Source organism: Pseudomonas sp. C2B4, assembly GCF_013359695.1.
GTDB lineage: Bacteria > Pseudomonadota > Gammaproteobacteria > Pseudomonadales > Pseudomonadaceae > Aquipseudomonas.
On record NZ_JABFMU010000001.1, the window covers coordinates 23,335 to 36,726 of the forward strand.

Genomic DNA, 13,392 nt, shown 5'->3' on the forward strand with positions numbered 1-13,392 from the left:
GTGAGTGCCGATTGTAATTAAGATGGGCCAATGTTTCTTCCAGCCAAGGTGTCAACCGTGAGCGTGAACAACCCTCTTTTGCAGTCCTACGACCTGCCGCCGTTCTCCGCAATCCGTGCCGAACATGTGCAACCGGCCATTGAACAGATCCTGGCTGACAACCGCGCCGCCATTATCGAGATCCTCAAGAGCCAGGGCAAACAACCGACCTGGACCGGCCTGGTGCTGGCAATGGACGAACTCAATGACCGTCTCGGCGCTGCGTGGAGCCCGGTCAGCCACCTGAATGCCGTGTGCAACAGCGCCGAATTGCGCGAAGCCTATGAATCCTGCCTGCCGGCCCTGAGCGCCTACTCCACCGAGATGGGCCAGAACCGTGAGCTGTTCCAGGCCTATGAAGCCCTGGCCAACAGCCCGGAAGCCGCCGGATTCGACGTGGCGCAGAAAACCATCCTGGAACATGCGCTGCGCGATTTCCGCCTGTCGGGTATCGATCTGCCGGAAGCCGAACAGAAGCGTTACGCCGAAGTGCAGAGCAAACTGTCCGAGCTGGGCAGCCGCTTCTCCAACCAGTTGCTGGACGCGACCCAGGCCTGGACCAAACACATCACCGATGAAGCCGCCCTCGCCGGCCTGACCGACTCGGCCAAGGCGCAAATGGCTGCCGCGGCCCAGGCCAAAGACCTCGACGGCTGGCTGATCACCCTGGAATTCCCCAGCTACTACGCGGTGATGACCTACGCCCAGGATCGTGCGCTGCGCGAGGAAGTCTACGCCGCCTACTGCACCCGCGCGTCGGATCAAGGCCCGAATGCCGGTCAGAACGACAACGGCCCGGTCATGGAGGAAATCCTCGACCTGCGTCAGGAGCTTGCCAAGCTGCTGGGCTTCAGCAGTTTCTCCGAGCTGAGCCTGGCGACCAAAATGGCCGAATCCAGCGATCAGGTGCTGAGTTTCCTGCGCGACCTGGCCAAGCGCAGCAAGCCGTTCGCCGCTCAGGACCTGCAACAGCTCAAGGCTTACGCCGCCGAACAGGGCTGCCCGGACCTGCAAAGCTGGGACAGCGGTTTCTACGGCGAAAAACTCCGCGAGCAACGCTACAGCGTGGCCCAGGAAGCCCTGCGCGCCTACTTCCCGATCGATAAAGTGCTGAGCGGCCTGTTCGCCATCGTCCAGCGCCTGTACGGCATCGAGATCGCCGAACAAAAAGGCTTCGACACCTGGCACCCGGATGTCCGCCTGTTCGAAATCAAGGAAAACGGCCAGCACGTCGGTCGCTTCTTCTTCGACCTGTACGCCCGCGCCAACAAACGTGGCGGTGCCTGGATGGACGGCGCACGCGACCGTCGTCGCACCGTCGAGGGCGTGCTGCAAAGCCCGGTGGCCAACCTGGTGTGCAACTTCACCCCGGCCGACAGCGGCAAGCCCGCGCTGCTGACCCACGACGAAGTCACCACCCTGTTCCACGAGTTCGGCCATGGCCTGCATCACCTGCTGACCCGTGTCGAACATGCCGGTGTCTCCGGCATCAACGGCGTGGCCTGGGATGCGGTCGAGTTGCCAAGCCAGTTCATGGAGAACTGGTGCTGGGAGCCTGAAGGCCTGGCGTTGATTTCCGGTCACTATGAAACCGGCGAGCCCCTGCCTCAGGACCTGCTGCAAAAAATGCTCGCGGCAAAAAATTTCCAGTCCGGCCTGATGATGGTGCGCCAGCTGGAGTTCTCGCTGTTCGACTTTGAACTGCACGCCACCCACGGCGACGGCCGCAGCGTGCTGCAGGTGCTCGAAGGCGTACGCGACGAGGTGTCGGTGATGCGTCCGCCGGCCTACAACCGCTTCCCGAACAGCTTCGCCCATATCTTCGCCGGCGGTTATGCCGCGGGTTACTACAGCTACAAATGGGCAGAAGTGTTGTCAGCCGATGCGTTTTCGAAGTTTGAAGAAGAAGGCGTGCTCAACGCCGAGACCGGTCGCGCGTTCCGCGAAGCGATCCTGGCGCGCGGCGGTTCTCAAGAGCCAATGGTGTTGTTCGTCGACTTCCGTGGCCGTGAGCCATCGATTGACGCATTGCTGCGCCACAGCGGCCTGAGTGAAGGCGCGGCAGCATGAGTGAGGGTCCTGTGATTACCAAGCGACGCTTTATCGCCGGCGCGGTTTGCCCGGCTTGCAGCGAGCCGGACAAGTTGATGATGTGGAGCGAAGACAACGTTCCACATCGCGAGTGTGTGGCGTGCGGTTACTCCGACACATTGAATGAACAAGGTTTGTCCGTGCCCAAGGAATTAGGCACGCGGGTCAATACGCCCGTGGTGAAACCTGCGGATACCAAAGTCCAGGCCGTACAGTTCTTTCCGAATCCCAAGCTGAAGAAAAAACCTGACGAGCAGCACTGAGTAGAGTGAATAGCCTTCCACCGCGCAATGCGGTGGAAGGCGTTGTTACTGGATATGGGCCGACTGCAACCAACTCTTCATCGAACACGCCGCGAACGGGCTCGTGCTGCAATCGCCATTGGCCAACGCCTCACGAAGCTTGTCGACATCAGCCTTCATCATGTAACGCACGCCGTCCTTGAAGTGGGTGCTGTCACCAAAGCCACCTTCAGTCATTTCGCTCAACGCGTCTTCCTTGCTCCAACCCTGCACCACTACCCGGTACATGGCCGCCATCAGGCCGGTCCGGTCGGAACCATGTTTGCAGTGCATCAGGACCGGACCTTTGGCTTCAGCATCTTGAATGGCACGCAGAGCCTTGAGTACATCGGCGTCATCGACATGATTGGTGCGATAGGGCAGTTGCACTTGGGCGATGTCGGGTGCGGTCAACCAGCGTGAATCCGCTTCGGGCAGAAAATTGATCACCGTTACGACTTTGAGCTTATTCAGCAACGGTACCGCTCCACTGTCAGGTAGCGCACTGCGGTACAGCGTTGGCGACATCTGAAACAGGTTGTATTGCGCTTCGACCGGCTGCGCCCATTCCGCGGGACGTGGCACCGCAGAGTCGTCGGCGTGGACGAAAGTGAAAAATGCGGACAGTGTTAACAGTAACGTCGCAATTGAAAGACGCGGTAAGGACATACCTGAACGACCATGCGGATAGTGTGAATGGGCGCAGTGTCGCTGCTGGCTGGTTAAAGGCCTGTGAGGTGCCTGTCAAAGAATTGTGAATTGAGGGCGCTGTTTATTGTTACTTGAAATACACAGTTCAAAAAAGTAAAAAACGGCACAAAACCAAAGTGCCGTTTTATGTTGCGGACTATGCAGAGTCGTTCACTTGAAGAACCCGATGCATTCTCTGATCAGGGGTTGAGGATCTTCGAATAGGCTTTCGCCAGCCCCACCAATACCGCCTTGTCCTGCAAGTCGATGTCGCCATCACCGTCAACGTCAGTGGGGCTTTTCATCGTAAAAGTAACCCCACCGTCATTCGATACCGCCTCGCGAATGGTCGAGTCGAGCAAAGAACAGGTGACATCACCGATGACCGGGTCGTAGCCCTCTTCCTTAAGCGCAAATTGCATGGAAACCCTGACTTCCTTTGGATTGAAAACAGAGGGGCGAAATAACTGAAGAAATACACCACGTTGATTGTAATGCGACATGAATAAATCCCTTTAATAACGAAGACACGATCATTTCGTGTGAAGAAGAGGGTACTGATCCAATAGCAGAACACTACGGGCGATGTGTTTCCCGTCATGAATATCAGCGTATTGAACAAAGCTCGAAAAGCCTTTGGGTGCCGAACGGCACTGGCCTGGCAGGCGAACCTCGGATACTGTATGTACATACAGCTAAAGGATCGCACTGATGGCTACCCCCCTGCCTCCTCGCGGACGCGGCACCGCGACCAACCCGCACAACCGCTTCGCCCCCAACCGTTCGGTGACCGAGGACGACGGCTGGTATCAGGAAGCGCCGATGACCCAAGGCACTGAAGTGCGCATCGAAACGGCGAAAACCATCATCACCCGCAACACCTCTCCGGACCTGCCCTTCGATCGCTCGATCAACCCTTACCGTGGCTGCGAGCACGGTTGCATCTATTGCTATGCACGCCCCAGCCACGCCTATTGGGACCTATCGCCAGGGCTTGATTTCGAAACAAAGCTGATCGCCAAGACCAACGCCGTGGACGTGCTGGAAGAACAGCTGTGCAAACGCGGTTATCAATGCGCACCGATCAACCTCGGTTCCAACACGGATCCTTATCAACCGATCGAGCGCGAATACAAGATCACCCGGCAAACCCTCGAAGTGCTCCTGCGTTACCGCCATCCGGTGACCATCGTGACCAAGGGCTCACTGATTCTTCGCGATCTGGACCTGCTGACCGAACTCGCCCGGCAAAAATTGGTGGCGGTGATGATCAGCCTGACCAGCCTGGACGACGAACTCAAGCGCATCCTCGAACCCCGGGCTGCGGCGCCCAAGGCCCGGTTGCGGGCGATCAGGGTCATGCGCGATGCAGGCATTCCGGTGGGTGTACTGTGTTCACCGATGATTCCGATGATCAACGACAGCGAACTCGAAAATCTGCTCACCGAGGCCCATGCGGCCGGGGCGCAGAGTGCGGCTTACATGATGTTGCGCCTGCCGCTGGAAGTGGCGCCGCTGTTCGAAGAATGGCTGCTCGCCCACTACCCGCAACGGGCCGCACATGTGTTGAGCCTGATCCGCCAGAGCCGTGGCGGTGAGCTTTACGACAGTCGCTTCGGGGCGCGGATGCGTGGCGAAGGCCCCTTTGCCGACCTGCTGGCACAGCGCTTTGCCAAAACCATCAAACGCCTGGGGCTCAATCATCGCGAAGGCTTCAATCTGGATTGCGAAGCCTTTTGTCCGCCGGGTCGCCAAATGTCGTTGATTTAAGGACAATTGGCCTAAGGTTGAGTACGGGGAAACCCGCGCAGTGTTAGGCTGGTCACGTTTTATGTGACCTGGAACACGCGTTCTAGAGCGTTTTATTCAGTTTCAATTAAGATTCGACAGCTACCTTGCTCATCGAGTGACTGACGGGTCGAGTTTCAAGACCTGGATGTTTTTTAACCAGCCACTGGCTTCACACCGGACAACACGGGATAACTCCCTGAGCCCGCCAAAGAGGATGAATCATGAGTGACAAGGATAAACAGCCGTTGGCTGCGTCGGCTTCTGCCCAACCCGAGGTGGAAAGCGCCGATGCAGCGTTGAAGCGTATCGTTGACGGCTTTTTACATTTTCATCATGAGGTCTTCCCGCAGCAGGAAGAACTCTTCAAGAAACTCGCCACGGCCCAACAGCCACGGGCAATGTTCATCACTTGTGCCGACTCGCGCATCGTGCCCGAACTGATTACCCAAAGTTCGCCCGGCGATCTGTTCGTGACTCGCAACGTTGGCAACGTCGTACCGCCTTATGGCCAGATGAACGGTGGTGTTTCCACGGCCATCGAGTACGCGGTGCTGGCACTGGGCGTACAGCACATCATCATCTGCGGCCACTCCGACTGCGGTGCCATGCGTGCAGTACTCAATCCCGACAGCCTGGAAAAAATGCCCACGGTCAAAGCCTGGCTGCGGCACGCGGAAGTCGCGAAAACCATGGTGCACGAGAACTGCAACTGCACCGACGAAAACGAGAGCATGCATGTCCTCACCGAGGAAAATGTCATCGCCCAATTGCAGCACTTGCGTACCCATCCTTCGGTAGCCTCGCGCATGGCGAACGGTCATCTGTTCATCCATGGCTGGGTCTACGACATCGAAACCAGCGAAATCAAAGCTTACGACGCGGATCAGGGTCGTTTCCTGCCGCTCGACGGCAGTCACCCGATTCCGGTGGCGACGCCCAAAGCGCGCTTCTAAATCCTCCTAACAATCTGTGTGGTTTGACGCCGGCCGCTGTTTCAGCGGTCCGGCCTTGCCACGCCTGAAGAAAACTTCGGGAGAATCACCATGCGTGCTGCTCAATTGAAAGCTGTACTGCCACGGGAGCTATTGGCTTCGGTGGTTGTGTTTCTGGTCGCACTGCCCCTGTGCATGGGCATTGCCATCGCTTCGGGCCTGCCCCCTGCAAAAGGACTGATTACCGGGATCATCGGTGGCCTGGTTGTCGGCTGGCTGGCGGGTTCTCCGCTGCAAGTCAGCGGTCCCGCGGCAGGCTTGGCAGTGCTGGTGTTCGAACTGGTTCGCCAGCACGGCGTGGCCATGCTTGGGCCGATCCTGCTATTGGCTGGCTTTCTGCAGCTGCTGGCCGGGCGTTTCAAGCTTGGTTGCTGGTTCCGGGTCACGGCCCCGGCGGTGGTGTACGGCATGCTCGCCGGGATTGGTGTGCTGATCGTACTTTCGCAGGTGCATGTGATGCTCGACGCCGCGCCGAAACCCTCGGGCCTGGACAACCTCACGGCGTTCCCCGGCGCAGTGGCACAGGCACTGCCGTCGTTCGGCTGGCAGGCCGGTCTGCTCGGGCTTTCGACCATCGCCGTGATGTGGCTCTGGGAAAAACTGCGCCCGCGTTCACTGCGCTTCATTCCCGGCGCGCTGCTCGGGGTCGGCCTGGCGACGATCGCCAGCCGGCTGCTGGCATTGCCCGTCAAACGGGTTGAAGTTCCCGCCAACCTGGCCGAAGCCATCGACTGGCTCAAACCTGCGGACCTGCTCAACCTGACCGACCCCGCGCTACTGATCGCCGCTTTCGCCGTGGCTTTCATTGCCAGCGCCGAGACCCTGCTGTCCGCTGCTGCGGTGGATCGCATGCACAGCGGCCAACGCTCGGACTTCGACCGTGAACTGTCAGCGCAAGGTGTGGGCAATATGCTCTGCGGATTACTCGGCGCGTTGCCAATGACCGGGGTGATCGTGCGCAGTTCAGCCAACGTCCAGGCCGGCGCCACCACCCGTTACTCGACGATTTTCCACGGTCTGTGGCTGCTGGCGTTCGTGTTGTTGCTGTCGAGCGTCCTGCAAAGCATTCCAGTGGCAAGCCTGGCCGGTGTGCTGGTTTACACCGGTTTCAAACTGGTAGACCTCAAAACCTTTCGCGGTCTGGGTCGCTACGGCCGGATGCCGATGTTCACCTACGCCGCAACGGCATTGGCGATCATCTTCACCGACTTGCTGACCGGTGTTCTGATCGGTTTCGGCCTGACCCTGGTGAAGCTGGCGCTGAAGGCTTCTCGCTTGAAGATCAGCCTGATCGACCTGCCCCAAGAGGGTGAAATGGAATTGCGCCTGGTGGGTGCGGCGACCTTCCTCAAGGTGCCGGCGCTGACCCAGATACTCGGCAGCATACCGCCAGGCACCACGGTGCACGTGCCGCTCAATCATCTGAGCTACATCGATCACTCGTGCCTGGAGTTGCTGGAAGACTGGGGCCGGGCGAATGCGGCCAAGGGTTCGACGTTGTTGATCGAGTCACGCGGGTTGAAGCGCAGGCTGGAGGGGCGCGTTCGGACCAATATCGGCATCGGCGCGGCTGGATAAAAAACTGTGTGGGAGCGAGCCTGCTCGCGAAAGCGTTCTGTCAGTCGACATAAATGTTGAATGATCAAATGCATTCGCGAGCAGGCTCGCTCCCACAGGTTCCGGGGTGGATCAAGCCACGGTTTGATCCAGCGCCAGGCCCACACCCAGGCGGCGGGACATGCAAGGCCAGCGCTTCCACGCGGCGCCAGTGTCCGGGCTGCTGAGTTTCTCGCGGTAGGCTTCAACCGATTCCAGCGCAAAGCTGTCGTCGTTGAGCATCTCGTCCACGGCGTGGTGCACGGCCTCGTCCAGTTGGTTGGCAAATTCCTCACCGATCAACTGGTGAGCAATCAGATTGGCGACCGTCATGTCCAAGGGGATCAGTGGCTGGCCGAAATGCTTGATGTACAAGTCGTTGACCTCTTCGACGAACCGATGCGCCAGATAGGCTTCGTCCAGCAGGCTGTCGAGCCCGACATGCCCGGCCATGATCGCCGGCGGCTGGAGGAAGTACTGCTCGGCGATTTTCAGCACCGGTTTGATCTGTGATTCGATGCCCGCTTCCCTGGCGACTTCATTGGCTGCTTCCAGCAGATCAGGAACTTCGTCGATGTAGGCGGCGACAAAACGCGTCAGCACGCCGTTGGCGTCCGTCTCCGGCAACTGGATCGCCGGGTGTAGATGAGGCAGTTTACTTTCCAGCTGACGAGTCAGCAGGCGGGTCTCGGCTTCGTGTTGTTGGGCTTTTTGGATCTGCTCGCGCAATGCGGCGGTGTTCATGAAAACTCCAGGAAACAAAGGCAATGAAATAGGGAAGACATAACTTAGCTGGCTTACGAAAAATGCTAAGACGCATTTGTCATAATTGTTTCATCCTTGAGACGCCCGCGTTATATCGGTTTGCCACCACTCGTCTGCATCCTTCTCCATTCGTGACCCGCAACGCAAGTTAATGCTGTTTCAGATGATTTACGCCTTCACATTGCGAGGTGAGAGTCGCTGTCTATACTCGCTCATGAATGGAGTTAGCTGATGACGCCCGACTGCACTGCAGCAAGGCCCGGCGATTCAAGTTCGTAGTCTGATGCAGCCGCTCCCTTGCCGCAGGTGAAAGCCGGCGGGATAACAAGAACGATAAGGGGAACCCGCAATGATGCGACATCCACATGTCTGGATGGGCCTCCTGTTGTGGTCGATTTTCAGTCAGGCGCAAGCGGCCTGGACTGTGAATATGGCGCCTGGAGCGACTGAAATCAGTCACGCTGTGTTTGACCTGCACATGACCATTTTCTGGATCTGTGTAGTGATCGGCATCATCGTCTTTGGCGCCATGTTCTGGTCGATGATCCTGCATCGCCGCTCGACCGGGCAGGTCGCCGCAAAATTTCATGAAAGCACCACCGTCGAAATCCTCTGGACCATCGTGCCCTTCATCATTCTGGTGGCCATGGCGGTTCCGGCGACCGCGACCCTGATCAAGATGTACGACGCCAGTGAGCCGGATATCGATATCCAGGTCACCGGTTACCAGTGGAAGTGGCACTACAAATACCTGGGTCAGGACGTCGAGTTCTTCAGCAACCTGGCCACCCCCGCCGATCAGATCCACAACAAGGAAGCCAAGAGCGAGCATTACTTGCTCGAAGTCGACAAGCCGTTGGTGCTGCCGATCGGCGCCAAGGTGCGCTTCCTCGTGACGTCCGCCGACGTGATCCACTCCTGGTGGGTGCCCGCCTTCGCGGTCAAGCGCGATGCGATCCCCGGGTTCGTCAACGAAGCCTGGACCCGCGTCGACAAACCCGGCATCTACCGTGGCCAGTGCGCCGAACTGTGCGGCAAGGATCACGGTTTCATGCCGATCGTGGTCGAGGTCAAGGACAAGCCCGATTACGAAAAATGGCTGGCCGAGCGCAAGGCTGAAGCCGCGCAACTTAAAGAACTGACCAGCAAGGAGTGGACCCTCGACGAACTCAAGGAGCGCGGCGACAAGGTCTATCACACCACTTGCGTGGCCTGTCACCAGGCCGAAGGCCAGGGCCTGCCGCCGATGTTCCCGGCACTCAAGGGCTCGAAAATCGCCACCGGACCGATCAAGGATCACTTGGGCATTGTCTTCCACGGCAAGCCTGGTACCGCCATGGCAGCGTTCGGCAAGCAGCTGTCGGAAGTCGATATCGCGGCGGTTGTGACCTACGAACGTAACGCCTGGGGCAACAACAAGGGCGACATGGTCACGCCGAAAGAAGTGCTGGAGCTGAAACAGGCGGAAAGCAAATGACCCGGTCTATTGCGTACACCAGCAACCGGTCGGGGCAATGCGCTCCGGCCCGCCCAGCCTCTCTGTTTGCAGGAGACATGAAATGACGGCTGTCATCGATGACCCTGTCCATACCCATACCGAGCACGCCCATGGCCCTGCCAAAGGCCTGATGCGCTGGGTGCTGACCACCAACCACAAGGATATCGGCACGCTGTACCTGTGGTTTGCGTTTTCCATGTTCCTCTTGGGCGGCTCGTTCGCGATGGTGATTCGCGCCGAGCTGTTCCAGCCGGGGCTACAAATCGTCCAGCCGGAATTCTTCAACCAGATGACCACCATGCACGGTCTGGTGATGGTCTTCGGTGCGGTGATGCCGGCTTTCGTCGGCCTCGCCAACTGGATGGTTCCGCTGATGATCGGTGCACCGGACATGGCGTTGCCGCGGATGAACAACTTCAGTTTCTGGCTGCTGCCGGCGGCGTTCCTGCTGTTGGTGTCGACCCTGTTCACCCCCGGTGGCGGGCCGAACTTTGGCTGGACGTTCTACGCGCCGCTGTCAACGACCTACGCGCCGGAAAGCGTGACCTTCTTCATCTTCGCCATCCACTTGATGGGGATCAGCTCGATCATGGGCGCGATCAACGTGATCGCCACCATCCTCAACCTGCGCGCCCCCGGCATGACGCTGATGAAAATGCCGCTGTTCGTCTGGACCTGGCTGATCACCGCGTTCCTGCTGATTGCGGTGATGCCGGTACTGGCCGGTTGCGTGACAATGATGCTGATGGACATCCACTTCGGCACCAGCTTCTTCAGTGCCGCCGGTGGCGGTGACCCGGTACTGTTCCAGCATGTGTTCTGGTTCTTCGGTCACCCGGAGGTGTACATCATGATCCTGCCGGCCTTCGGTGCCGTCAGCTCGATCATTCCTGCGTTCTCGCGCAAGCCGCTGTTCGGTTACACCTCGATGGTCTATGCCACCGCGAGTATCGCGTTCCTGTCGTTCATCGTCTGGGCGCACCACATGTTTGTGGTCGGCATTCCGCTGGTAGGCGAGCTGTTCTTCATGTACGCCACGTTGCTGATCGCCGTGCCCACCGGGGTGAAGGTGTTCAACTGGGCCAGCACCATGTGGCAGGGTTCGTTGACCTTCGAGACGCCAATGCTGTTCGCCGTGGCGTTCGTGATCCTGTTCTCCATCGGCGGTTTCTCCGGGCTGATGCTGGCTATCGCCCCGGCGGACTTCCAGTACCAGGACACCTACTTCGTGGTCGCGCATTTCCACTATGTGCTGGTGCCGGGGGCGATCTTCGGGATCTTCGCTTCGGCCTACTACTGGATGCCGAAATGGACCGGACACATGTATGACGAAACCCTCGGCAAGCTGCACTTCTGGTTGTCATTCATCGGCATGAACATGGCCTTCTTCCCGATGCACTTCGTGGGGCTGGCGGGCATGCCACGACGGATTCCGGACTACAACCTGCAGTTCGCCGACTTCAACATGGTGTCGTCGATCGGCGCGTTCATGTTTGGCGCCACGCAGATCTTCTTCCTGTTCATCGTGATCAAGACCATCCGCGGCGGCCCGCCTGCACCGGCCAAACCGTGGGACGGGGCCGAAGGCCTGGAGTGGAGCATTCCGTCACCGGCGCCCTATCACACCTTCACCACGCCGCCGGAAGTGAAATGAAATGAGCGCCATGGCCTTTGTGGGAGCGAGCCTGTGTGGCGAGGGAGCTTGCTCCCGCTCGGCTGCGAAGCAGACGCAAAGCTTTTGGGGTCGCTTCGCGACCCAGCGGGAGCAAGCTCCCTCGCCACACAGGCTCGCTCCCACAGGGCTCTCGGCGCAGGTGAGAAATCATGGCTGACTCGATTTCGATGAAGAAACTGGTCACCCGCCTGTTGCTGGTGGTGGTGGCGATGTTTGTCTTCGGGTTTGCCCTGGTGCCGATCTACGACGTGATGTGCAAGGCGTTCGGCATCAATGGCAAGACCGCCGGGCAGTACGAGGGCGAGCAAACGGTCGATACCTCGCGGCAGGTTCGCGTGCAGTTCCTGACGACCAATTCCGTCGACATGTCCTGGGATTTCTATCCCAAGAGCGATGAGCTCACGGCCAACCCGGGGGCGGTGAACGAGATGATCTTCATTGCGCACAACCCCACCGACCGCCCGATGAGTGCCCAGGCCGTACCAAGCATCGCGCCCAGCGCTGCGGCGGCGTATTTCCACAAGACCGAATGCTTCTGCTTTACCCAGCAAGTGCTGCAGCCCGGTGAACGAATAGAAATGCCGGTACGTTTCATCGTTGACCGTGACATGCCCAAGGAAGTGAAGCATTTGACGCTGTCCTACACGCTGTTCGATATCACCGCCCGACATCCACCGGTCGCAGTAAACACTGGCGGTTGAGCGTGCCCGATAAGGAGAACAATAAATGGCAACTCATGAGCACTATTACGTTCCGGCCCAGAGCAAATGGCCGATCATCGCCACGGTCGGGATGTTCGTCACGGTGTTCGGGCTGGGCACCTGGTTCAACGATCTGAAGGCCGCCCGGCCGGAATCCCACGGCCCGCTGATCTTTTTCGTTGGCGGACTGCTGCTGGCCTACATGCTGTTCGGCTGGTTCGGCACGGTGATCAAGGAAAGTCGTGGCGGGTTGTACAGCGCCCAGATGGATCGCTCGTTCCGCTGGGGCATGAGCTGGTTCATTTTCTCTGAAGTCATGTTCTTCATCGCCTTCTTCGGCGCGCTGTTTTATGTGCGCCACATTTCCGGCCCGGCGCTGGGTGGCGAAGGCACCAAAGGCCTCGCGCATATGCTATGGCCTGGCTTCGAGTGGACCTGGCCGCTGCTGAACAACCCGGACTCCAAACTCTTTGTGCCCCCGAAGGAAGTCATCAGCCCCTGGGGCTTGCCGCTGCTCAATACCGTGTTGCTGGTGAGTTCCAGCGTCACGATCACCATCGCCCACCATGCCTTGAAAAAGGGCCATCGCGGTGTGCTGAAAGTCTGGCTGGCAATCACCGTGTTACTGGGCTGTGCGTTCCTCGGCTTTCAGGCCGAAGAATACATCCACGCCTACCACGAACTGGGCCTGACCCTGGGCTCGGGTATCTACGGCGCAACATTCTTCATGCTCACCGGGTTTCACGGCGCGCACGTGACCATCGGCACCATCATTCTGTTCGTGATGCTGATGCGCATCCTGCGCGGGCACTTCGACAACGAGCATCAGTTCGGCTTCGAGGCGGCGAGTTGGTATTGGCACTTCGTGGACGTGGTGTGGATCGGGCTGTTCATTTTCGTCTACGTGCTGTAGGAGCGAGCTTGCTCGCGATGAGCGTTAACGATAACGCGGGCTATCTGGATTAACGCGTTGTCATGAAGTTTTTCGCGAGCGAGCTCGCCCCTACAGTTACCAAGGCACGTGCGACACCAACTGGCCGCTGAAAAAACCCCAGGCGATCAATCCGAGGGTGATGGCGGCCAGGGCAACACGGACACTCAAGGCAATGACGAGGCGGTTCGAGCTGCTGTCGTCCTTGACCAGAAAAAACAGGCCGCTGAACAGGCTGACAACCGTGGCAATCAGCATCAGGACGATAGCTGCTTTGAGCATGGTGAGACTCCGGGAGACAAGCGATGCACTTGATTATAGCTATCGCACAGACCGACTTTC

General features: G+C 58.8%; 13 protein-coding genes. 9 read left to right on the top strand and 4 right to left on the bottom strand.

Features of this window, described 5'->3' with window-relative positions; translation table 11 throughout:
• Positions 1-30 precede the first annotated feature (30 nt).
• Together prlC and HNQ83_RS00150 are read left to right on the top strand one after the other, a co-directional pair.
• A complete protein-coding gene (gene prlC, locus HNQ83_RS00145) occupies positions 31-2,109 on the top strand; it encodes an oligopeptidase A (RefSeq protein WP_175387113.1) in 2,079 nt (692 codons plus the stop codon).
• A complete protein-coding gene (locus HNQ83_RS00150; RefSeq protein ID WP_175387114.1) occupies positions 2,106-2,393 on the top strand; it encodes a YheV family putative zinc ribbon protein in 288 nt (95 codons plus the stop codon). The genes prlC and HNQ83_RS00150 overlap by 4 nt, the downstream gene beginning before the upstream one ends.
• Before the next feature lie 45 nt (positions 2,394-2,438).
• On the opposite strand, the gene HNQ83_RS00155 is transcribed toward HNQ83_RS00150, so the two are convergent.
• Both HNQ83_RS00155 and HNQ83_RS00160 read right to left on the bottom strand, forming a co-directional pair.
• Positions 2,439-3,080, bottom strand: coding sequence for a tyrosine-protein phosphatase (locus HNQ83_RS00155; protein ID WP_175387115.1), 642 nt, complete (start codon positions 3,078-3,080; stop codon positions 2,439-2,441).
• 221 nt (positions 3,081-3,301) lie between these two features.
• Positions 3,302-3,604 (bottom strand): hypothetical protein, encoded by a 303-nt coding sequence (locus HNQ83_RS00160; protein ID WP_175387116.1) that lies wholly within the window; start codon positions 3,602-3,604, stop codon positions 3,302-3,304.
• Between the two features lie 208 nt (positions 3,605-3,812).
• Between HNQ83_RS00160 and HNQ83_RS00165 the strand changes: the two genes are divergently transcribed.
• The 3 genes from HNQ83_RS00165 to HNQ83_RS00175 all read left to right on the top strand — a co-directional run bounded on the left by HNQ83_RS00165 (position 3,813) and on the right by HNQ83_RS00175 (position 7,462).
• Positions 3,813-4,871, top strand: a complete 1,059-nt coding sequence (locus HNQ83_RS00165; RefSeq protein WP_175387117.1) for a PA0069 family radical SAM protein — start codon at positions 3,813-3,815, stop codon at positions 4,869-4,871.
• Positions 4,872-5,113: 242 nt separating this feature from the next.
• Positions 5,114-5,845: a carbonic anhydrase gene (locus HNQ83_RS00170; protein WP_175387118.1), complete on the top strand. Its 732-nt coding sequence runs from the start codon at positions 5,114-5,116 to the stop codon at positions 5,843-5,845.
• Between the two features lie 90 nt (positions 5,846-5,935).
• Positions 5,936-7,462 (top strand): SulP family inorganic anion transporter, encoded by a 1,527-nt coding sequence (locus HNQ83_RS00175; RefSeq protein ID WP_175387119.1) that lies wholly within the window; start codon positions 5,936-5,938, stop codon positions 7,460-7,462.
• A gap of 111 nt (positions 7,463-7,573) precedes the next feature.
• Here HNQ83_RS00175 and HNQ83_RS00180 read toward each other — a convergent pair whose 3' ends face one another.
• Positions 7,574-8,224 (bottom strand): hypothetical protein, encoded by a 651-nt coding sequence (locus tag HNQ83_RS00180; protein WP_175387120.1) that lies wholly within the window; start codon positions 8,222-8,224, stop codon positions 7,574-7,576.
• Between the two features lie 370 nt (positions 8,225-8,594).
• Between HNQ83_RS00180 and coxB the strand changes: the two genes are divergently transcribed.
• From coxB to HNQ83_RS00200, 4 genes are all read left to right on the top strand, one after another.
• Complete coding sequence (gene coxB / locus HNQ83_RS00185; RefSeq protein ID WP_175387121.1) at positions 8,595-9,722, top strand: cytochrome c oxidase subunit II; 1,128 nt, start codon at positions 8,595-8,597, stop codon at positions 9,720-9,722.
• A gap of 82 nt (positions 9,723-9,804) precedes the next feature.
• Complete coding sequence (gene ctaD, locus HNQ83_RS00190) at positions 9,805-11,397, top strand: cytochrome c oxidase subunit I (protein WP_008044690.1); 1,593 nt, start codon at positions 9,805-9,807, stop codon at positions 11,395-11,397.
• Positions 11,398-11,567: 170 nt separating this feature from the next.
• Positions 11,568-12,119 carry a cytochrome c oxidase assembly protein gene (locus HNQ83_RS00195; protein WP_175387122.1) on the top strand — a complete coding sequence of 184 codons (552 nt, stop codon included), beginning with the start codon at positions 11,568-11,570 and terminating at the stop codon, positions 12,117-12,119.
• 25 nt (positions 12,120-12,144) lie between these two features.
• The gene (locus HNQ83_RS00200) at positions 12,145-13,032 is read left to right on the top strand and encodes a cytochrome c oxidase subunit 3 (protein ID WP_175387123.1); all 888 of its coding nucleotides are present in this window, start codon (positions 12,145-12,147) and stop codon (positions 13,030-13,032) included.
• Between the two features lie 96 nt (positions 13,033-13,128).
• Here HNQ83_RS00200 and HNQ83_RS00205 read toward each other — a convergent pair whose 3' ends face one another.
• Positions 13,129-13,332 carry a twin transmembrane helix small protein gene (locus HNQ83_RS00205; RefSeq protein ID WP_175387124.1) on the bottom strand — a complete coding sequence of 68 codons (204 nt, stop codon included), beginning with the start codon at positions 13,330-13,332 and terminating at the stop codon, positions 13,129-13,131.
• Positions 13,333-13,392 lie beyond the last annotated feature (60 nt).

What these genes read in the sequence shown, in the direction of transcription:
- prlC (WP_175387113.1), top strand. Translation starts at nt 31, where the DNA reads ATGTTTCTTCCAGCCAAGGTGTCAACCGTGAGCGTGAACAACCCTCTT.
- HNQ83_RS00150 (WP_175387114.1), top strand. Translation starts at nt 2,106, where the DNA reads ATGAGTGAGGGTCCTGTGATTACCAAGCGACGCTTTATCGCCGGCGCG.
- HNQ83_RS00155 (WP_175387115.1), bottom strand. Translation starts at nt 3,080, where the DNA reads ATGTCCTTACCGCGTCTTTCAATTGCGACGTTACTGTTAACACTGTCC.
- HNQ83_RS00160 (WP_175387116.1), bottom strand. Translation starts at nt 3,604, where the DNA reads ATGTCGCATTACAATCAACGTGGTGTATTTCTTCAGTTATTTCGCCCC.
- HNQ83_RS00165 (WP_175387117.1), top strand. Translation starts at nt 3,813, where the DNA reads ATGGCTACCCCCCTGCCTCCTCGCGGACGCGGCACCGCGACCAACCCG.
- HNQ83_RS00170 (WP_175387118.1), top strand. Translation starts at nt 5,114, where the DNA reads ATGAGTGACAAGGATAAACAGCCGTTGGCTGCGTCGGCTTCTGCCCAA.
- HNQ83_RS00175 (WP_175387119.1), top strand. Translation starts at nt 5,936, where the DNA reads ATGCGTGCTGCTCAATTGAAAGCTGTACTGCCACGGGAGCTATTGGCT.
- HNQ83_RS00180 (WP_175387120.1), bottom strand. Translation starts at nt 8,224, where the DNA reads ATGAACACCGCCGCATTGCGCGAGCAGATCCAAAAAGCCCAACAACAC.
- coxB (WP_175387121.1), top strand. Translation starts at nt 8,595, where the DNA reads ATGATGCGACATCCACATGTCTGGATGGGCCTCCTGTTGTGGTCGATT.
- ctaD (WP_008044690.1), top strand. Translation starts at nt 9,805, where the DNA reads ATGACGGCTGTCATCGATGACCCTGTCCATACCCATACCGAGCACGCC.
- HNQ83_RS00195 (WP_175387122.1), top strand. Translation starts at nt 11,568, where the DNA reads ATGGCTGACTCGATTTCGATGAAGAAACTGGTCACCCGCCTGTTGCTG.
- HNQ83_RS00200 (WP_175387123.1), top strand. Translation starts at nt 12,145, where the DNA reads ATGGCAACTCATGAGCACTATTACGTTCCGGCCCAGAGCAAATGGCCG.
- HNQ83_RS00205 (WP_175387124.1), bottom strand. Translation starts at nt 13,332, where the DNA reads ATGCTCAAAGCAGCTATCGTCCTGATGCTGATTGCCACGGTTGTCAGC.